Source organism: Enterococcus sp. DIV0436a, assembly GCF_051711605.1.
GTDB classification, from domain to species: Bacteria; Bacillota; Bacilli; order Lactobacillales; family Enterococcaceae; genus Enterococcus_B; species Enterococcus_B faecium.
In genome coordinates this window covers 2,023,924-2,044,807 of the sequence record NZ_JBIONA010000001.1, presented here as the reverse complement: position 1 = coordinate 2,044,807, position 20,884 = coordinate 2,023,924, and the positions used below count along the sequence as shown (strand labels likewise).

At 38.5% G+C, this 20,884-nt stretch carries 21 protein-coding genes; 18 read left to right on the top strand and 3 right to left on the bottom strand.

Annotation, left to right across the window (positions count from 1 at the left end):
• The first annotated feature begins 16 nt into the window (after positions 1–16).
• The 7 genes from ftsZ (at position 17) to ileS (ending at position 7,486) form a co-directional block, all read left to right on the top strand.
• Entirely contained in the window at positions 17–1,258 is a 1,242-nt protein-coding gene (ftsZ, locus tag IGL15_RS10010; RefSeq protein ID WP_002286629.1) for a cell division protein FtsZ, read from the top strand.
• A 16-nt stretch (positions 1,259–1,274) separates the two neighbouring features.
• Positions 1,275–1,952, top strand: coding sequence for a YggS family pyridoxal phosphate-dependent enzyme (locus IGL15_RS10005; RefSeq protein ID WP_002324421.1), 678 nt, complete (start codon positions 1,275–1,277; stop codon positions 1,950–1,952).
• A gap of 13 nt (positions 1,953–1,965) precedes the next feature.
• Entirely contained in the window at positions 1,966–2,565 is a 600-nt protein-coding gene (locus IGL15_RS10000; protein ID WP_002286627.1) for a cell division protein SepF, read from the top strand.
• Between the two features lie 23 nt (positions 2,566–2,588).
• The gene (locus IGL15_RS09995) at positions 2,589–2,867 is read left to right on the top strand and encodes a YggT family protein (RefSeq protein ID WP_033582058.1); all 279 of its coding nucleotides are present in this window, start codon (positions 2,589–2,591) and stop codon (positions 2,865–2,867) included.
• Between the two features lie 48 nt (positions 2,868–2,915).
• Positions 2,916–3,698 (top strand): RNA-binding protein, encoded by a 783-nt coding sequence (locus IGL15_RS09990; protein ID WP_002286624.1) that lies wholly within the window; start codon positions 2,916–2,918, stop codon positions 3,696–3,698.
• A gap of 20 nt (positions 3,699–3,718) precedes the next feature.
• Positions 3,719–4,426: a DivIVA domain-containing protein gene (locus tag IGL15_RS09985; protein ID WP_002286622.1), complete on the top strand. Its 708-nt coding sequence runs from the start codon at positions 3,719–3,721 to the stop codon at positions 4,424–4,426.
• A gap of 261 nt (positions 4,427–4,687) precedes the next feature.
• Positions 4,688–7,486: an isoleucine--tRNA ligase gene (ileS, locus tag IGL15_RS09980; protein ID WP_104765410.1), complete on the top strand. Its 2,799-nt coding sequence runs from the start codon at positions 4,688–4,690 to the stop codon at positions 7,484–7,486.
• A gap of 48 nt (positions 7,487–7,534) precedes the next feature.
• Here the strand turns inward: ileS and zwf are convergent, their stop codons facing one another.
• From zwf to IGL15_RS09965, 3 genes are all read right to left on the bottom strand, one after another.
• A complete protein-coding gene (gene zwf, locus IGL15_RS09975) occupies positions 7,535–9,061 on the bottom strand; it encodes a glucose-6-phosphate dehydrogenase (protein WP_002286618.1) in 1,527 nt (508 codons plus the stop codon).
• A 14-nt stretch (positions 9,062–9,075) separates the two neighbouring features.
• Complete coding sequence (locus IGL15_RS09970; protein ID WP_002286616.1) at positions 9,076–9,723, bottom strand: metal-dependent transcriptional regulator; 648 nt, start codon at positions 9,721–9,723, stop codon at positions 9,076–9,078.
• A gap of 181 nt (positions 9,724–9,904) precedes the next feature.
• Positions 9,905–10,246, bottom strand: coding sequence for a DUF4828 domain-containing protein (locus IGL15_RS09965; protein ID WP_002294538.1), 342 nt, complete (start codon positions 10,244–10,246; stop codon positions 9,905–9,907).
• A 164-nt stretch (positions 10,247–10,410) separates the two neighbouring features.
• Between IGL15_RS09965 and sfsA the strand changes: the two genes are divergently transcribed.
• From sfsA to IGL15_RS09910, 11 genes are all read left to right on the top strand, one after another.
• Complete coding sequence (gene sfsA, locus IGL15_RS09960; protein ID WP_104765411.1) at positions 10,411–11,139, top strand: DNA/RNA nuclease SfsA; 729 nt, start codon at positions 10,411–10,413, stop codon at positions 11,137–11,139.
• 15 nt (positions 11,140–11,154) lie between these two features.
• Entirely contained in the window at positions 11,155–12,168 is a 1,014-nt protein-coding gene (locus tag IGL15_RS09955) for a Gfo/Idh/MocA family protein (RefSeq protein ID WP_002286612.1), read from the top strand.
• Complete coding sequence (locus IGL15_RS09950) at positions 12,168–13,445, top strand: DEAD/DEAH box helicase (RefSeq protein WP_104765412.1); 1,278 nt, start codon at positions 12,168–12,170, stop codon at positions 13,443–13,445. Before IGL15_RS09955 ends, IGL15_RS09950 begins: the two co-directional genes overlap by 1 nt.
• Before the next feature lie 62 nt (positions 13,446–13,507).
• Complete coding sequence (locus IGL15_RS09945) at positions 13,508–16,210, top strand: sigma 54-interacting transcriptional regulator (protein ID WP_002326050.1); 2,703 nt, start codon at positions 13,508–13,510, stop codon at positions 16,208–16,210.
• 151 nt (positions 16,211–16,361) lie between these two features.
• Positions 16,362–16,679 carry a PTS sugar transporter subunit IIB gene (locus IGL15_RS09940; protein WP_002286606.1) on the top strand — a complete coding sequence of 106 codons (318 nt, stop codon included), beginning with the start codon at positions 16,362–16,364 and terminating at the stop codon, positions 16,677–16,679.
• 29 nt (positions 16,680–16,708) lie between these two features.
• A complete protein-coding gene (locus tag IGL15_RS09935; protein WP_002286604.1) occupies positions 16,709–17,029 on the top strand; it encodes a PTS lactose/cellobiose transporter subunit IIA in 321 nt (106 codons plus the stop codon).
• 107 nt (positions 17,030–17,136) lie between these two features.
• Positions 17,137–18,597: a PTS sugar transporter subunit IIC gene (locus tag IGL15_RS09930; protein WP_002286601.1), complete on the top strand. Its 1,461-nt coding sequence runs from the start codon at positions 17,137–17,139 to the stop codon at positions 18,595–18,597.
• Between the two features lie 67 nt (positions 18,598–18,664).
• Complete coding sequence (locus IGL15_RS09925) at positions 18,665–18,886, top strand: hypothetical protein (RefSeq protein WP_002286598.1); 222 nt, start codon at positions 18,665–18,667, stop codon at positions 18,884–18,886.
• Positions 18,887–18,916: 30 nt separating this feature from the next.
• The gene (locus IGL15_RS09920) at positions 18,917–19,099 is read left to right on the top strand and encodes a DUF3188 domain-containing protein (protein ID WP_002286596.1); all 183 of its coding nucleotides are present in this window, start codon (positions 18,917–18,919) and stop codon (positions 19,097–19,099) included.
• Positions 19,099–19,512, top strand: a complete 414-nt coding sequence (locus IGL15_RS09915) for a DUF3284 domain-containing protein (protein WP_002286592.1) — start codon at positions 19,099–19,101, stop codon at positions 19,510–19,512. Before IGL15_RS09920 ends, IGL15_RS09915 begins: the two co-directional genes overlap by 1 nt.
• 122 nt (positions 19,513–19,634) lie before the next feature.
• Positions 19,635–20,816, top strand: a complete 1,182-nt coding sequence (locus IGL15_RS09910; protein ID WP_104765413.1) for a GNAT family N-acetyltransferase — start codon at positions 19,635–19,637, stop codon at positions 20,814–20,816.
• Positions 20,817–20,884 lie beyond the last annotated feature (68 nt).

Here is a 20,884-nt window from a genome sequence, read left to right as displayed (position 1 = left end):
CTGGGAGGAATAAGATATGGAATTCTCAATTGATAATAATATCAATGACGGCGCAGTAATCAAAGTCATCGGAGTCGGTGGTGGCGGTGGAAATGCTGTAAACCGAATGATTGAAGAAAACGTTAAAGGTGTTGAATTCATTACAGCCAACACAGACGTGCAAGCATTAAAAAATTCAAAAGCTGAAACAGTTATCCAATTAGGCCCCAAATATACTCGTGGTTTAGGTGCTGGTTCTCAGCCAGAAGTTGGACAAAAAGCGGCAGAAGAAAGTGAACAATCCTTACGCGAAGCTTTAGACGGTGCAGATATGATTTTCATCACTGCAGGAATGGGTGGAGGAACCGGTACAGGTGCTGCACCAATCGTTGCAGGTATCGCGAAAGAATTGGGCGCATTGACTGTTGGTGTCGTGACACGTCCATTCACTTTTGAAGGACCGAAACGTGGCCGTTTTGCTGCAGAAGGTATCGCTCGTTTGAAAGAAAATGTGGATACATTATTAATTATCTCAAATAACCGTTTATTAGAAGTTGTAGATAAAAAGACACCGATGCTTGAAGCTTTCCGTGAAGCAGATAATGTTTTACGACAAGGTGTACAAGGTATCTCTGATTTGATCACAGCGCCAGGTTACGTTAACCTTGACTTTGCTGACGTGAAAACAGTGATGGAAAACCAAGGTACAGCATTGATGGGGATCGGTGTGGCTAGTGGAGAAGATCGCGTAGTAGAAGCAACGAAAAAAGCAATCTCCTCTCCATTGCTTGAAACATCTATTGATGGAGCTGAACAAGTACTTCTTAACATCACAGGCGGTTTGGATATGACATTGTTCGAAGCACAAGATGCTTCAGATATCGTAGCAAATGCAGCAACTGGCGATGTAAATATCATTCTAGGTACATCTATCAATGAAGAAATGGGCGATGAAATCCGTGTGACGGTCATCGCAACAGGTATCGATGAATCAAAAAAGGAACGCAAGTCTAGCCGACCAGCTAGACAAGCACAAATGCAATCACCTGCTCAAAAGACTGTATTAGATATGGATCAAGCTAAACCAACTTCTTCAGAAGAAGAAAACAGTTTTGGCGATTGGGATATCAGACGTGAACAAAATGTTCGTCCTAGAGTTGATGATTCCAATTTTGACAATATCGAAAAAAAAGAATTTGATACATTCAACCGCGAAGAAACAAAATCTCATGGCGATGATGAATTAAATACGCCACCGTTTTTCCGTCGTAAAAAATAAAGGAGAGGAAGAGCACATGATTGCTGACAACTTGCAGAAAATCAAGCAAGAAATTCAGGATTCGTGTGCTCTTGTTCATCGTGATCCGAAAGAAGTTACATTAGTAGCTGTAACAAAATCTGTTGAATCCGCTCAAGCTGAAGAATTGGTTAGAGCTGGCGTTATGAATTGTGCAGAAAACCGAGTAGATAAACTATTACAAAAGAAACAAGATTTATTTGATTTTCCTGAAATAAAGTGGCATTTAATTGGTAATTTACAGCGCAGAAAGGTAAAATTGATTGTAAATGAAATTGATTACTTTCATGCGTTGGACAGTTTAAGATTAGCAGAAGAAATCCAGAAGCGGTTAGAGAAAGAATTATCCTGTTTTATTGAAGTAAATGTTTCTGGTGAGGAATCAAAACATGGAATTTCACCAGATGAGCTTTTACCGTTTGTGGAATCTTTAGCTGCCTGCACAAAAATCAAGGTTGTTGGGTTAATGACTATGGCGCCTAAAGAAGCTTCTGATGAGCAAATCCATAAAGTGTTTGGTACGCTGAAAGAATTGCGTGATCTTGTTCAAGCAAAAGGTTATGCCCATGCACCATGTAGTGAATTAAGTATGGGGATGAGTCAAGACTTTCAAATTGCGATTGAAGAAGGTGCAACATTTATCCGTGTAGGAACAGCGCTATTCAAAGACGAATAAAGGAGGAACAAAAATGCCGCTTTTAAACAGAGGAGCAATTGCTAATTTTTTCGGATTAGCTGATGAGGAAGAGTACGAATACCAAGATTATCCTGAAACAACAAAAAAGGCTGTACAGCCAACTAAAAAAAATACAACACAGAATCAATCAACTCATTCTGTATCTGCTGCGAATACTCATGAAAAACAAAAAACGGCGACTTCACGTCCTGTAACGCATGAAAGTATTCAGCCGGCTGAAAAGAAAAAAGTAATTGAACTACATCAATCACCTACAAAAACTGTAGCGAAAGAAAGAACAGCTTCAAGAACCTCTACACAACCTAAAGCAAATCTTGCTGGAAAAATCACTGTAATGGAACCAAGAGCTTATTCTGAAGCTATGGCGATTGCTAAACGAATCATTGCTGGAGAAGCAACCTTAGTGAATTTTCATTTAGTAGAAGAAAAACAAGCGAGAAGAATCGTTGATTTTCTAACAGGAACAGTTTATGCACTAGATGGAGATATCAAACGTGTTGGAGATGAGATTTTTCTTTGTACACCGACTGGGATGGAGATTGACAGTTCAACCGCTCAATCTTTTGCAGATGCGAATTTGTTTGATCTGTAAGAGGAGGAACTACGATTTATACTATTGCACTATTACTTCATTTACTTCAACGGGCAGCCTATTTCTATAGCATTATCTTGATGGTATATGCATTGCTCTCTTGGTTTCCAGGCGGGTATCAATCAGGGCTAGGACGATTATTAGCTAAGATCTGCGAACCGTATATCAGTTTGTTCGATCGTCTGCCTTTGAGGATTGGACCCTTGGATTTCACAATTTTAGGGGCAATCCTGATCTTGAACTTAGCCGTACAAGGTTTAGCACAGATCGTTATATGGATAACTGTCCATTTAGTTTATTGATTGAAGCAACAAAATCTTTATTCTCAGAATAGATAGGAGGGGAAAATTTTGGATGCAAATGTATACCAGCACTTTCGGGCAGATGAACGTACATTTATCGATTCGGTAGGCGATTGGATTGAACAAGTTCAAGGACAATATGCACCCTATCTGACCGAATTTCTTGACCCAAGACAATCCTATATTTTAGAAACACTGATTCGACAAAGCAGTGATTTGCGTTTCATGTTTTATGGCGGATATGAACAGGCAGAAAGAAAAAGATGTTTGATTTTCCCCGATTATTACGAACCTGTAGAGGAAGATTTTGAAACAGCATTGTATGAAATCCATTATCCTAGCAAATTTGCCAGCCTAAGTCATGGGAAAATCCTTGGAACTTTAGTGGGAACGGGGATCAAACGCTCTTACTTTGGCGATATCATCTCGGACGGTGATCGCTGGCAAGTATTTATTGCAAATGAGGTGGATCATTTTGTTGCTGCACAAGTAACAAAGATTGGAAAGGTTGCTGTACGCTTGGAACCAATCAAATACACAGAAATGATTATGCCGAAAGATAGCTGGACACAAGAAAGAGGAACAGTTAGTTCCATGCGACTAGACAGTGTGATCTCTGAGATTTATAATATTTCCAGACAGCGGTCCAAGCAGCTGATCGAAGCTGGTAAAGTAAAAGTGAACTGGACAGAAAATACAAGACCTGATTTTGTACTTGAACTATTAGATATTATTTCAGTCAGAGGTTATGGCAGAGTCCAGATCCAAGAACTTGAGGGGAAGACGAAAAAAGAAAAGTACAGGGTACTGTTCGGTGTATTACGTAAATAAAATAAAAAGGTGGTTTACTCATGGCTTTAACTCCATTAGATATCCAAAATAAGACATTCCCGACAAAAATGCGGGGATATAATCAAGACGAAGTAGATGATTTCTTAGATTTAGTTGTTCGTGACTATGAGGAATTGACTCAAAGAAATCGAGAATTAGAAAAAGCAGTCAAACATTCTGAAGAAAAACTTGAGTACTTCAATGAATTAAAAGATGCTTTGAACCAATCAATCATCGTAGCTCAAGATACGGCTGATAAAGTAAAAACAAGTGCAAGCAAGGAATCCGAAGTGATCGTTACTTCTGCACAAAACAAAGCAGATGAGTTAGTTGCGAACGCTGAAAAACGTGCACATCAATTAACAACTGATGCAGAAGAAAAAGCAAGAAAAATCTTGACAGATGCAACAGAAAAAGCAAGACAGCTTGCGACAGAAACTGAAGATCTTAAGAAAAAAACACGAGTATTCCATCAACGTATCAGCTTGATGCTTGAGTCTCAATTAGAACAAGTGAAAAGTCCGGAATGGGATGAAATTTTACAACCATTCTCCAGCTACGTGACTGACAGCCATGAAGTGATCAAAGAAGTTTTAGCAAAACAGCTTGACAATGAAAATGATACTGATGTAAACTCAGACACAGGAGTCATAGAAGCACCTATGACGGCATTTGATACACAGGCTATTGATATCTCGATCGTGCCTGGTGAAAATGAAAACGAGTAGAACAGAAAAGCACTTTGTTATTCTTAAAGCGAGCCGATGAGAGTGGAAGTTCGGTAAGACACTGCATGGTGAAAGATCCTCTACTTGAGACCTGCTTTTCCGAAATTAGAGTAAGAAGCAGCGGCTGACCTCGTTATTGGTCACAGAGAGTTTGCACTAGATAGATGCAACTAAATTTGGGTGGTACCACGGCATGTTCGTCCCTTGCGGCTGAACATGCTTTTTTGTGTCCGGAAAACAAATAAAGGAGTGTATGGTTGAATGAAAATGAAAGAAACCTTGCAATTAGGAAAAACAAAATTCCCTATGCGTGGTAATTTGCCAAACCGAGAAGGCGAGTGGCAAAAAGAATGGGAAGAAAATCGAATCTACCAAAAAAGACAAGAGTTGAACGAAGGAAAACCTAGCTTTGTTCTTCATGATGGACCTCCATATGCCAATGGTAATATCCATTTAGGACATTCATTGAATAAAATCAGTAAAGACATTATCATTCGTTCAAAATCAATGTCTGGCTATCGTGCACCATATGTTCCAGGATGGGATACACATGGATTGCCGATTGAACAAGTATTGGCTAATAAAGGCGTGAAACGTAAAGAAATGTCCATGGCAGAATACTTGGAAAAATGTCGTGAATATGCACTTTCCCAAGTAGATAAGCAACGAGCAGATTTCAAACGCCTAGGAGTTGCAGGAGATTGGGAACATCCTTATATTACATTAGATCCTTCTTATGAAGCTGCACAAGTACGCGTATTTGGTAAAATGGCTGAAAAAGGCTATATTTACAAAGGATTGAAACCAATTTACTGGTCTCCGTCAAGTGAGTCTTCTTTAGCGGAAGCTGAAATTGAATATAAAGATGTAAAATCTCCATCTATTTTTGTAGCTTTCAATGTCAAAGACGGCAAAGATATTCTTGATGAAGATACAGCTTTTGTCATTTGGACGACAACACCATGGACATTGCCAGCAAACCAAGGTATTGCTGTAAATCCAAAATTTACGTATGTATTGGTGGAAGCCGATGGCCGTAAGTTTGTCGTAGCGAAAGATTTGCTAGAAACAGTCCAATCAGAAATCGGTTGGGAAAATGTAACAGTTCTAAAAGAATTTGCTGGACAAGAAATGGAATATATGACTGCAAGTCATCCATTCTATGAACGTGAATCACTTGTGATTTTAGGCGATCATGTTACTTTAGACGCTGGTACTGGATTAGTCCATACTGCTCCAGGACATGGGGAAGATGACTATATCGCTGGTAGCAAATATAAACTATCTGTAGTGTCACCTGTAGACTCAAAAGGATTGTTTACAGAAGAAGCACCTGGATTTGAAGGAATCTTTTATGACAAAGCAAATCCTATGATCACTGATCTATTAAAAGAAAAAGGAGCTTTGCTGAAGCTAGATTTCTTTACTCATAGTTATCCTCACGATTGGCGGACGAAAAAGCCTGTGATCTATCGGGCAACTCCACAATGGTTTGCATCTATCGATAAATTCCGTCAGAATATTTTGGATGAAGTAGAAAAAGTAGAGTGGGTTATCCCATGGGGTAAAACACGTTTGTATAATATGATCCGTGACCGCGGCGATTGGGTAATTTCCCGTCAGCGTGCATGGGGAGTACCACTTCCGATTTTCTATGCTGAAAATGGAGAAGCAATCATCACACCAGAAACAATCGAACATGTGGCAAAATTATTTGCTGAACATGGATCAATTATCTGGTTTGAAAAAGAAGCGAAAGAACTTCTTCCTGAAGGATTTACCCACCCAGGTTCTCCTAATGGCGAATTTACAAAAGAAAAAGATATCATGGATGTCTGGTTTGATTCTGGTTCTTCTCATGAAGCTGTTTTACGTCAACGACCAGAATTATCATTCCCAGCAGATATGTACTTAGAAGGATCAGACCAATATCGTGGCTGGTTCAACTCAAGTATCACGACTAGTGTGGCTATCAATGGTGTAGCACCATACAAATCAGTTATTTCTCAAGGATTTGCTTTAGATGGTGAAGGCCGTAAGATGAGTAAATCTTTAGGAAACATCATTGCACCAGAAAAAGTGATCAAACAATTTGGTGCAGATATCCTTCGCTTATGGGTATCTAGTGTAGATTATGAAGCAGATGTTCGTGTTTCTATGGATATCTTAAGTCAAGTGGCAGAAGTATATCGTAAAATCAGAAATACGATGCGTTTCTTATTAGCGAATACAGAAGATTTCGATCCTAAAAAAGATACTGTTTCGTACAATGATTTACGTTCTGTAGACAAATATATGACCGTTCGATTGAACCAAGTAATCAAAGAAATCCGAGAAGAAGGGTACGACAAATATAACTTCATGCATATTTATCGTACAGTTATGAACTTCTTGACGGTTGATCTATCGTCATTCTACCTGGATTTTGCTAAAGATGTAGTTTATATTGAAGCAGAAGATGATTATCAACGTCGTTGCATGCAAACTGTTTTCTATCAAACAGCTGTAGCTTTGACAAAATTATTGACTCCTATCATTCCGCATACAGCAGAAGAAATCTGGTCATTCCTGAAAGAAGAAGAGGAGTACGTTCAGTTAAGCGAGTTTCCTGGTTATGAAGAGTTTGCAAACCAAGAAGAATTGATGGATACCTGGACTGCTTTCATGGACTTCCGTGATAATGTCTTAAAAGCATTGGAAGAAGCAAGAAACAGCAAATTGATTGGTAAATCTTTGGAAGCAAAACTAACTGTTTATCCAAAACAACAAGTTCGTGAAATGTTAAAAGCTTTGGATGCAGATATTGCACAATTATTGATCGTTTCATCAGACTACTTTGAAGTTATGGCAGCAGATGAACAAGTGCCAGATAACGCTATGGTATTTGATGATGTTGCTATTACAGTGGAAAAAGCAGACGGGGAAACTTGCGATCGCTGTCGCCAAGTTCGTAAAGATGTAGGAGTAGACGAAAAACTTCCTCATCTATGCGGTCGTTGTGCAAAAATCGTTGAAGACTTCTATCCTGAAGCTGTAGCTGAAGGATTCGAAGAAAAGTAAAAGGGAAAAGGGGGTGTGACATGTTCTTTGTCACACCCCCTTTTGTTATCAATCGTTTAATTTTCCACGTTCACGATACCAGTTATCTGGTTGCCAGATCCATTCGAATCCGTCTTTTTCAAGTAGTTCGAAAGCTGCTTTAGGTCCCATTGATCCAGCTTTGTAGTTGGGAAAATCCGGTTGTGTTTGGTCCCAAGCTTTTCGAATGACATCCACGATATGCCAAGATTGAGCGACTTCTTCCCAATGAGAGAAGTTCGTTCCATCACCATTCAACGCATCTAATAGTAATTTTTCGTAAGCTTCTGGGCTATTTTCAACCATTTCTGCACTATTTCTAAATTCCAATTTGATTGGTTCCGTTTCAAATCCTTGCCCTACTTCTTTCCCATTCAAGGATAAAGAAAATCCTTCAGTTGGCTGAATATAGATCGTTAGAACATTAGGTGGAAGTGTCGTATCGTCACATGGTTCATCGACAGATGTTTTGAATACATTAACAGGAACTTGTTTGAATACGATGTTGATCCGAGTCCCTTTTTCAGTCAAACGTTTGCCTGTACGTACATAGAAAGGAACACCTGACCAACGGAAGTTATCGATAGTGAATTTGCCTGCGACGAATGTTTCAGTCTCTGATTGAGCATCCACTTTGTCTTCTTCGCGATAGCCCTTGAATTGTACACCATCCAATTCACCTTGAGCATATTGCCCGCGAACGAAGTTTTCTAACACTTCTTCTTCGTTATAAATGCGGATAGCTTTCAATGCTTTGATCTTTTCTGTACGGATTTCTTTTTCGGAAAATGCTACTGGCGGTTCCATTGCAAGTAATGCTACAACCTGTAAAATATGATTTTGCACCATGTCTTTAAGTGCGCCACTATGATCGTAGTAGCCCCCGCGATCTTCTACACCGAGGTTTTCGCCAAAAGTAATTTGGATATTGTCGATATAGCGATTGTTCCATTGAGCCTCAAAAATATTATTGGCAAAACGGATAGCTGAGATATTTTGGATCATTTCTTTTCCTAAATAATGATCAATCCTAAAAATATCTTGTTCTGGGAATACTTCTCTGATTTGCTGGTTCAATTCAAAAGCAGACTGGTAATCAGAACCGAACGGTTTTTCTATGATCAAACGATTGAAGCCATTTTTTGTCATAATATTTTGTGATTTCAAATGAGAAACGATCGTTCCAAAAAATTGAGGTGCCATAGCCAAATAATAGACACGATTACCGTTTAATTGATAGTGTCCATCTAATCGGTCAGACAATTCTTTTAATGTCTGATAATGCGTTGAATCATTTACATCATGGGATTGATAGTAAAAATGGCTTGCAAAGGTAGTTGCTTCTTCATCTGAAGGATTCAATGCACGGATTGTTTCTTTGACAACTTCACGGTAGTGCTCATCGCTCCAGGGACGGCGAGCGGTTCCGATTACAGCAAAATGCTCGCCTAAATTTCCTTTTCTGTAAAGGCGGAACAAAGACGGGTACAATTTACGCTGGGCTAGGTCACCTGTACCGCCGAATATCGTAAACAATACATTTTTTTCATTAGACATGTGGATACACTCCTTTATATTTTATCGACAAAAATCGTGCTGGCCGCCTTGAAGCTGACGGGGATTTTCTTTCTATCATTTTGGATAGTGATCGGTCCTTCATAAGCTGCGATGTCAACGATCTCATATTCTTCGTTGATATTCAGGTCAATAGTGACTAAGTAATCCAACAATTCTTTTTCATCAAGCACTCGTGCGATACGCACTTTTGTACCGACAGGATAGGACTCCAATGTTTGTCGGCGTTCTTCATGGACAACTTCCTCTTTTTTAGGAATCGATCCTCCATGAGGACAATGTTCAGGATGATTCAAATAGTTTTCTAAATGATCTGCAAGATGTTCCGAAGTCACATGTTCCAATACTTCAGCATCATCATGGACTTCATTCCAGCTATAGTCTAAATGTTCAACTAAAAAAACTTCCCATAAGCGATGTTTGCGAATCAGACTGCTAGCTTTTTGCAGTCCGCTTGCAGTCAATTGTACACCTTGATAAGGGGAATGTTCTACAAGCTCTTCTTTCACAAGTTTAGAAATCATTTCACTGACAGATGCAGCTGAGACATCTAGACTAGATACGATTTGTTTATTGTTGACTTTCGTTGTATCTCCACCTAGTTCTAAAATGATTTTCAAATAATCTTCTCGATTTGGTGTCATATTCGATCATCCTTTCATGGTAAAAAACCATCATTAGTAAGTGTAACAAAAAAAACGTTAATTGACTATTTTTCTAAATAAAAAACAAAGGATTTTTAGACGTTTTTACAACAAAAAACGAAAGATGATAGAGAAGACTCATTCTTTCGTTTATAAAGGATATATATACATTGGGAAGGATCTATTTTTCAGATAACAACTTATATGAAGTGTCTGCAGATTCGTCATAAAGAGTTTGTTCGGGATAAGAAAAGATAAGATAAAAACCATACTGATCACGTACGACTAAACGATATTCATCTATTTCTACCACAGATGTGCCAAGAGACTGACCGTTGATCAAAAACGTGTAATCAGATGTAATCTGTAATTGTTGTTTTTGCTGGCTATCACTAAAGAACCATGTACCTTGATACTTTGAGAGTCCTTCTGACTTTTCCGCTTGTTTTTTCTTTTTCAAGTAAATAAAACTTGAGAGAACGGTAATGAGTGAACCAAGAAAATAGATCATTTTTTTTATCACCAAATCACTCCTTTATGAGAAAATAATCGCATAGACATATTCTTTCTTCTTTATTTCATTGTACCGAATAAAAGCTAAAATTTCTCTAAGACTTTCGACTGGTTTTTTTACTGTTTTTCTACAAATTATGATAGGATACATAGTAGGAAGAAAGGTGACATAATTTGAAGTATCAGCAAGTGGAAATAGCTTTTTTTATTGACCGCCCGAATCGGTTTATAGCACATTGTATGAAAAAAGACGGAGAAATAATTATTGCGCATGTCAAAAATACAGGTAGAGGAAAAGAGGTCCTGATACCAGGCGCTGAAGTGGCTATTGTATTTGTTCCTGGACCTAAACGGAAAACCGCCTATGATCTGATTGCTGTAAAAAAGAAGGGTGACTGGTTTAATATCGATAGTCAATTGCCTAATCGGCTGGCAATTGATGGTATTTTAGACGGCACGATCCTTTTACCAGGATTAACTGGTCCATTTACGGTATACAAGCGTGAAGTAACTTATCTTCACTCCAAATTTGATATTTATTTAGAGACGGTGGTCGGACAAAAAGCATTTGTTGAAGTCAAAGGTATGACACTTGAAAATAAAGCGATTGGTGCTTTTCCTGATGCGCCCACACTCAGAGGATTGAAACATATAGGAGAATTAACGTATGCCGCACAAGATGGTTATGCCGCTTATGTCTTGTTTATTGCTCAATTCGAACATCTTCATCTGGCAACGATCCATGAAGAAATGCAACCAGCACTAGCTGATATGGTTCGACATGCGCAGCAAAGCGGAGTTCAAATCCTCGCCTATAATTGTCAAGTATCGGCAGATGAGGTAACTGTCAAGCAGGCCATTCCATTTGATGTAGATATCCCTTTTGAAGATCCTATACAATAGAAAGAAGGTAAAATAATGATCAACTTAGGTATTATCGGAACAAATTGGATTACTCATCAATTTGTCCAAGCAGCTTTAAGCACAAAAAAATATGAATTGACAGCGGTATATTCTAGACATTTGGAAAAAGCACAGGAATTTGGTTCTCATTATGAAGGGGATATCGAATTCGCAACAGATTTGAAGACTTTTTTCAATATTACTCATATGGACACCATTTATATTGCTTCTCCGAATAGTCTTCACTTTAGTCAAGCTAAGCAAGCAATTTTGGCAGGAAAAAATGTGATAGTTGAAAAGCCAGCTTTTTCGACGCCAAAAGAAATGGATGAAATCATCCATTTGGCAAATGAACACAATGTGTATTTTTTTGAAGCAGCAAGAAATATCCATGAATCAGGTTTTAAAAAGATTGCCGATTACTTACCATTAAAAGACGAGATAATCGGTGCAAATTTCAGCTATATGAAATATTCTTCGCGCTATGACCAAGTATTAGATGGAGAAGAACCGAATATCTTCTCGACTCATTTCTCAGGTGGTGCATTGATGGATTTAGGTGTTTACCTTGTATATGCAGCTGTTGCTTGGTTTGGAATGCCAAAAGAAGTCCATTATTTCCCAAGAAAGATTTCTACTGGTGTAGATGGTCTTGGATGGGGGATCTTACGTTATGAGAATTTTGATGTATCGATCCAGCCAGGTAAAATCGGTGATTCTTATTTACCGTCAGAGATTTATTTTGACTCAGGAACGCTAGTGATGAATGGAGTCAATGCAATTGAACAAGCACAATTTCATGATCGCGCGCATAAAGAAATCATTGATTTGGCGGTAACAGCTGCAGAAAATCCAATGGCAGATGAAGCAGAGGATTTTGCCAATGTCATGGCTCATCCGAAAGATCCAGCTTGGGGATTGTTGTATGAAGAGTGGATCGAGCTAGCTAGAAATGTGAACCAAGTGATTTATGATTTAAGAAAAAATGGCGGCATCAAATTCGATGCAGATAATGAGGAAGATTTTTAATGAACGAATTTGTACAAGTATTTCCCGAAAATTGGCAGAAAAAATATGAGGATAAAGGGTTTATCTCACCTTCTCTTATTCAACGAGCAGTTTTTCAGCCACTAAGTAATAAACAAAGTATAGTAGCGGTTTCTCCTACAGGTTCAGGTAAAACACTGGCTTATCTTTGGCCTCTACTACTAAACGTGGAACCAGGTGAAGCAAGTGCGTTGGTCATTTTTGCTTCTTCTCAAGAACTAGCTATTCAAGTAGCAGATGTTGCACGTGAATGGGGAAAAGACAAAGAGTTGAAAGTCCAATCTTTGGTGGGCGGAGCCAACGTCAAACGTCAGATTGAGGGGTTGAAGAAAAAACCAGAAATCTTGATTGGTACACCAGGAAGAATATTGGAATTGATGAAAGCAAAAAAAATAAAAGCACATCAAGTGAAAACAATGGTATTTGATGAAGCAGACCAGCTATTTGACGCTGGGAACAGCCAAATCATTGATCAAATTCTTCATCAAGCTCCAACAGAGTATCAGCTAGCCTTTTTTTCAGCGACAGCAGATCGTTCCCTTGAAAGCATTGAAAAAATCACTGGGAAAACGTTTGAGACAATTGACGTGACAGCAGAGGACGATTCTCGAAAAGGACTGAGACATTACTTTTTACGTGTACCGATACGAAAGAAAGATGACTATTTGAGACGTCTCACGCATATAGAAGATTTTCATGGTCTGATTTTCTTTAATCAACTGACTGAATTAGGCGTGATGGAAGAAAAATTGCTGTATAGAGGTGTACCGGTAGGAAGTCTGGCCTCTGATCAGAACAAGCTACTCCGAAAAGCAGCGCTAGAACAATTCAAAAAGAAAATGGTCAGAGCACTTTTGACCACAGATGTGGCGGCTAGAGGTTTAGATATTACAGGTCTTCCTTATGTAGTGAATGCAGAAGTTCCGTTAAGTGAAGAAGCTTATTTGCATCGTTCGGGAAGAACTGGTCGAATGGGTAATGAAGGAATAGTAATTACACTCGTACAAGATAATAATCTAAGAGATTTAAAACGGCTTTTACGTCCATCAAATATAACACTTGAAGAGATTTTTTTATACGGAGGTAAGCTGCAAAATGAGCAGCCAACCAAAGAAGATGCAGCTCCTGCAGTAAATAAAAAGTATGCGAAAACTTTTTCTGGAAAGGAGCAGAACCCAGAATATAACAAAGAAAAAATAAGAAAAAAAGTTAAAAATAAATCAAAAAAAGAGAGAAATAAAGGAGCAAGGCGCAAATAAGCGCCTTTTTATGCTATGATTATGAAAACGGGAACAAAATTGGTTGCCAGAGGAGGGGTTATGTGAAAGAACGTCAAGAAGAGATCTTGCAGCTATTGACAGAAAACCAACAAGGATTGACAGCAAGTGATGTAGCTGAGCGCTTAACTATCGATCGAAGCAATGCAAGCCGATATTTAAGTGAACTATACAAGGCCCATCATATTGTAAAAACCGCTGGCCGACCAGTCGTTTACTCTTTGCCAACGGAAAAGTCAAAATCTGATGAAGTGCATGTCGACTCTTCTACGCAAGTGACTTTTGAAACACTCGTTGGAGAAAATGATTCTTTAAAAGTCAGCATACAGCAGGCAAAAGCTGCGATTCTTTATCCACCGCGGGGGTTGCATACGATTATTTTTGGAGAAACTGGTACAGGGAAGTCGATGTTTGCTGAATGTATGTATCATTTTGCAATCGATTCAGAGATGCTTTCTGCAGATGCGCCATTTGTTTCTTTCAATTGTGCGGATTATGCTCAAAATCCGCAACTGCTCTTTGGACACATCTTTGGGATCAAAAAAGGGGCTTACACAGGAGCAGCTCAAGATAGTCCCGGTCTAATAGCCAAAGCAGACGGCGGTATATTGTTTTTAGATGAGATCCACCGTTTACCGCCGGAAGGGCAGGAAATGCTGTTTACTTTCATTGATAAAGGTATTTACCGTCCGCTTGGAGAAAGTGCACAAGTACATGAAGCATCTGTTCAGATCATTGGGGCGACGACTGAATCTTCAGAAAGTTTCTTATCTACGTTCAATCGACGGATTCCTATGGCAATCACCTTGCCGAATCTTGCTTCACGTTCACTGGATGAGCGTTATGAAATCATCTCTCTTTTTATCAAACAAGAAGCGAATCGTTTGAATCAACGTATCGATATCGAAAAAGAAGCGATTCTTGCCTTCATGCTTTATGATGCGGAAGGAAATATCGGTCAAGTGAAACGAGACTTGAAACTAGTCTGTGCAAAATCTTTTTTACATTACCGTACTCATCATGAGAAAAAGCTAATCATTCGAAAAGAAGAACTTTCCCTTCAAGTACAAAAAGGATTACTGAAAATCAAGGAAATACCGGAACGTCTCGACCGATTCATGGACAGCAAAAGTCAGTATTTGACATTTGAACCAGGATTTGCTGATGTTGTCTGGTCACAAGATCCAGAACGAAACATGCAGGTCTATAACGATATTGAGGAAAAAGTCACTTCTCTTTCCGAAACCGGTGTGGAGAACATTGATCTAGAGACCCTCATTTCAAAAGATGTGGATGCTTATTTCCAGACATATGTCAAAGAATTGACTAAAAGTTCGATTCCCAAAGATCTTTTGCCAGATGAAATCTGGCGGTTAACCAATCAATTGTATGATGTGGCTGAAAAACGGTTAGACCGTATTTATAATGAAAAAGCTCGTTTTGCTTTTGCTTTGCATTTGCAAAGTACATTGGATCGTGTGAGAGAAGGTCATATGATCGTCCATCCAGATTTGAATAACGTACGAAAAAATTTTAAGAGGGAATTCCAGGTAGCAATCGATCTTTCAACGATCATTGAAGAAGAAGAACAAGTTGAGATTCCTTTTGATGAAATCGGCTTTATTAGTATGTTTCTTTCTATCAATCTAGGAGAAAGTGAGCCTGTTAAAGAAAACAAAGTAGATGTTCTCGTATTGATGCACGGCAGACAGACTGCTTCAAGCATGTTGGAGATGGCACAAGAACTATTAGGAACAAAAGTAGGGAAAGCTTTTAATATGCCACTGGTTATGGAAGTTCAAACAATGTATGAAGAAGTGTTACAATATGTCAAAAACTATCAAGAGCATTTGACGAATGGCCTACTCTTGTTAACAGATATGGGATCATTAAACACCTTCAGTGATTTGATTTATGAAGAGACTGGCATTCGGACGAAAGCTATCACGATGACAAGTACCATGATTGTGATAGAAGCGATACGGATGGCAAGTGTTGGAAGAAGCTTAGAAGATATTTATCAAAATATCCAGCTTTCCTTTGAATCGATCGTACGTGATCAGTTCAAAGCGGAAAAGTCTGAAACTTTACAGCGTAAAAAAGCCGTAATCGTGACATGCTTTACTGGTGAAGGAGTAGCTGCCAAATTATATCAGCGTATTATGCCAGTGATTAATCAAAATAAGGTAGAACTGATCCAGATGCAGTTTTTAGAACGTGAATCATTCAAAAAACACATCGATGCCTTATTGGAAGAATATGAGATCAAAGCAATTGCGGGAACAGTTGATGTTGATTATCAAAATATCCCATTTTTTTCAGCCTATGACGTTTTTGATGATGAAAAACTAAATATTTTAAAGCGTATAGCTGATGATGAGATCCCGACAGCTAAAATTGTCGATTCACTTGCTGGATCATTAAGCGATGTCTTTTCTATTGATGAACTGATCCGTTCATTGCAAAAGACAGTTCAGCAGATCCAGACCGATTTGTCGATTATCGTGGAACCTGGAGTAGATACTGGAATCGTTATCCATTTAGCCTTCATGTTAGACGGATTGATCAAACAAGAAAGCCATCGGCAATTTGAGAAACTGTCTATTTTCTCAAAAATTTATCGTTTGGAAATGGATATCGTTCGGGCAAACTTGATGGCACTAGAACGAAAATATCAGGTAAAAATTCCAGAAGATGATATCGCATTTCTTACACAAATGTTTCTTGAAAATAAAATAAAAAAATGAACACACTAATCATACTGTTTACACACTAAACATCTGTGTGCGCACTATAAAAAAGAGCTAAAAAGCATGAAAACGCTATTTCGGCTCTTTTTTTTATTGGCATGCTTCTTGCGTTATATAAAAGTGTAAAAAAATAAAAGGAGTGTTAAAAATGGCAAAAAAAACAATCATGTTAGTTTGTTCAGCAGGGATGAGTACGAGTTTATTGGTCACAAAAATGCAAAAAGCAGCAGAAGAAAAAGGGATGGAAGCCGATATTTTTGCGGTCTCTGCCTCAGATGCAGATAATAATTTAGAATCTAAGAATGTCGATGTATTATTATTAGGTCCTCAAGTACGTTTCATGAAAGCTCAATTTGAACAAAAACTTGCGCCTAAAGGTATTCCATTAGATGTCATCAATATGCAAGACTATGGCATGATGAACGGAGAAAAAGTTCTTGCACAAGCAGAAAATCTAATGAAATAAATCAAGTATGCAGTTGGGGGTATAACAACGTGGAAGATCAACAAAATCTAGAAGCCATCATGGGGTTAATCATGTTTGGCGGTAATGCAAAGAGCGATGCAATGGAAGCGATTGCGGCTGCTAAAATCGGTGATTTTGAGTTAGCGGATAGGAAAATCGCTGATGCAGAAGAATCACTTATACAAGCGCATCATGCACAAACAGACATGTTGACACAAGAAGCACAAGGAAATCATATGCAAGTGACATTATTGACTGTTCACAGTCAAGATCACTTAATGACATCTATTGCGTTTACTGATTTAGCAAAAGAAATCATCGAACTTTATCGTCGCGTATACAGCGAATAAATACAACTTCTTTTTTGAACGGAAGAAGAAAAATTTTTGAACGGATTTTTTATTTTGTTATAAGGAGAACTCTCTTTATATAAAAAACTTATAGGAGGAAGTAAAAAATGAACGGACTATCAAGTTGGATGGAGAAATACATCCTGCCGGTTGCCGCAAAAATCGGAGCGCAAAAACATTTAGTTGCTTTGCGTGATGCTTTTATCGGCACACTGCCCGCAACAATGGCGGGATCAGTCGCTGTAATGATCAATGCAATTATTCGTGATTTACCGCAACAGTTTAACAGTACCTATGCTGACAGTTTAGCAGCAGACAAAGGAATCTTTGCCGTATTGAATGTCATCATCGGAATCAATGGTTTTGTCTGGAACGGTACACTAGCAATCGCCGGATTGATCTTTGCCTTTTCTTGGGGGTATAATCTTGCCCGAGCTTATGGAGTAAATGATCTAGCTGGGGGGATCGTTGGTTTAGCTACCTTGATTCAAGGTATTTCCTTTGGTCCAGCATTATCAGCAGCATTAGATGTGAATGTTCCTTCAAATGTCGCAGATGCAATCAATAGTTCTGAGATTGGTGCAACGATTGCAGATGGCACACTGTCAGTTGGATTATGGGGTTGGCTAAAACTAGATCATTTGAATGGAAACGCTTATTTTACAGTTATGATCATGGGAGCTATTTCAGTCATTATTTTTTGTAAATTGATGCTTGCCAACATTACGATCAAAATGCCTGATTCAGTACCACCAGCAGTATCTAAAGCATTTGCAGCCATTTTACCAGCGACGATCGCTTTATACGTCATTGCTATTATCAATTATATCGTAGGTCGTGTAGCTGATGGGCAACTGATCATTGATTTGGTGCAAAAATATATTGCAGAACCATTCCTAGGATTATCTCAAGGGTTGGGAGCAGTATTGATCGTCACAGTATTTGTTCAAGTATTCTGGTTCTTTGGTATTCATGGACCAAATGTATTGGCACCAGTGCTAGAGGGAATCTGGGGACAAGCACAACTAATCAATATTGATATTTTCCAAAAAGGTTATAACGGAAAAACTGGTACACCAGCCGTGTTAGATGCAATCGAAGATGGAAAAGCTTATATGTGGGTCCGCGGATCGTTCGATGCTTTTGCATGGTTTGGCGGATCAGGCGGAACGATCGTCTTACTGATAGCTATCTTGATTTTCTCTAAACGTGCAGATTATCTAACAGTAGCTAAATTATCCATTGGGCCTGGTATCTTCAATATCAACGAACCAGTGATGTTTGGTCTGCCAATCGTATTGAATGCAATCATGTTTATCCCATTCTTGATTGCTCCAGTAGTAGCAACAGCAATTGGATGGACAGCTACTTATCTTGGCCTAGTCGCTCCGGTATCGCAGCAAGTCACATGGGTAGTACCGCCGTTCTTATTGTCATTCTTAGCAACAGGAGCGGATTGGCGGGCACCGATCGTAACATTAGTATGTATGGTCGTGACTTTCTTGATTTGGGCACCATTTGTCATCTCTGCAAACAAAATGGACCCTGCCGCAGGCGAACAACAATAAGATGAACGTGAGGAGCGGGACGCTTTAAGTTTCGTTCCTCATAATGAATTTTCGAGGAGGAACTGAAATGATTACAATTGCCAGTGCAATGCAACAAGATGAAATCAAAGAATTGTTAGAAGGATACAATGAAGAAGGAATGACTTTTACATTTAAAGAAAAACAAGGAATCAAGCTGTTCTTTGAAACAAGTGCAGAAGATCCGGAAGTTGCGGCTAAAAAAGCAAAGGAACTAATCAAAGCACAGCCTTGGGGAACAGTCCTTTATTTTCAATCAACAGCTGTTTAGAAAATGGTTTAAAAAGATAGGATGGTTGAGATGATAAAAAACGGTTTATTTTTATGTAGTATTGGTTCTTTGATCGTGTTGTATAGTTTGAATCCACATTCGCAAAGGTATGATTTGTATAGTATGGTCACAGGTCTTTTTCTAACAGGATTAGGAATCTATTTCTTCATGAAGGGGAAAAAAAGAGAAGAAGCAAAGGAGAAAAATAACTAATGGAAATCACGAAAAAATTAAATATTCCAGCATCGTTTTTTTACGATAAAGTTATGGACTCTGTCCTTTTCGATGTACGTAAAGCGACCGGCAAATCAGTAACTAGAAAACAGCTGAAAAATTTGGAGTACGTCAAACAATTCTCGCAAAATAACCGGGCTCGCATAAAAATCGAAGAAGTCATTGAAAACCAGTCTTATAAGTTTCGTACATCGACAACGAAGAATGAATTCGTCGTTCATTATCAAATCAAACCATTGGACGATTCGACCTGTGAGGTTCATTACACAGAAAAAATGGAGTCTTATGGCATGCTTCAAAAGTTGAATGATATGCTTTTAGGAACAATCTTGATGTATTTTAAACGGAGACGTTTCAAAAAAATGCTAGATATGATCGAAGCAACGTATTAAATCAATGAAACATGGTACTATTTAGTTATTGAAAAATGAAGTAAGCTAGAAGGAATTTTTCATAGGAAGATAGATCTTTCCTGCGAATCCTCACTAGCTTTTTTGTAGGAAGGGGCAGCAAAATGACAAACAAAGTAAGAGAGCTAGGTGTATCTTCGATTGAGGAAATGTTTGATTTAGCCACTTATGCATTTAATGGGGCAGATACACCTGAAAGGCGAGAACGTTTTCGTACACTTGCGGAGAATTCTTGGAATTACGGATTTTTTGATGAGGAGGATCGGCTAACAAGTCAAGTCATGGCGACCCCTTTTCCAGTGAATTTTTACGGACAAGAGTACCTAATGGCCGGCATTGGCTATGTTGCTTCTTATCCAGAAGCAAGGGGACAAGGCGGGATCAATCAGATCATGGAAAAGATCCTTGAAGATTGCCGTGATCGTAAAGTAAGCTTATCTTATCTGGCGCCATTCTCCTATCCCTTCTATCGGCGCTATGGCTATGAACAATCATTTGATAAAATCAGTTATCAACTAAACAGTCGTGATGTGCCGTTTATCAAAAAAAAATCTGGAAAAATAAAGCGTATGGATTTTGAAGATGCAAAAGCTGCAATCAGAAGAATTTATGAACAGATGCCGGAAAACCAACGAGCTGGTCTGAAGCGCGAAGACTGGTGGTATACGTATAAATTCAAGCAAAAAGGCGATTACCAGTTTGCTTTGCATTTTGATGATAATGAGGAAGCAACGGGATATATCGTTTATCAGCTTGCAACGTCTTCCTTTATTATTGCGGAGTGGGGATTTTTGGATCATGATGCTTTTTGCAGCCTTGTTCGCTTCGTAAGTTCTCACAATGGTGCTTTTGAAACATTTGAATATTCATGCGGCTACGGCGGTAATGATCAAAATTATCTATTAGAAAATCCATTTGCTTCTGTAATGATCACACCTTATATGATGGCGAGGATCGTAGATATTTCTTTGTTTTTGGAAAATTATCCATTTAAAAAGAGACAAGCTGCATTTGCCCTACAAATAAAAGAAGATCATTATGCGAAATGGAATGAAGGAATCGTGGAAGTAACAATCGAAAATGGAAAAAATCATCTCTCAAAAGTAGAACAAACAAAACTCCCAATCGTTCGAGGAAGTATCCAACATATCACGCAGCTATTATTAGGGTATCGTAAAGTGGAAGAGTTGGTATTCCAAGAAAGAATACAGGTGACAAAAGAATATGAAGAAACGTTAAGCTCAATCTTGCCACAGCAACAGCCAATTCTTAATGACTATTTTTGATAAAAAACGGGTGATGACAATATTTTTGTCACCACCCTTTTGTTTTTCATTTGGCATTTGAAGGAAAA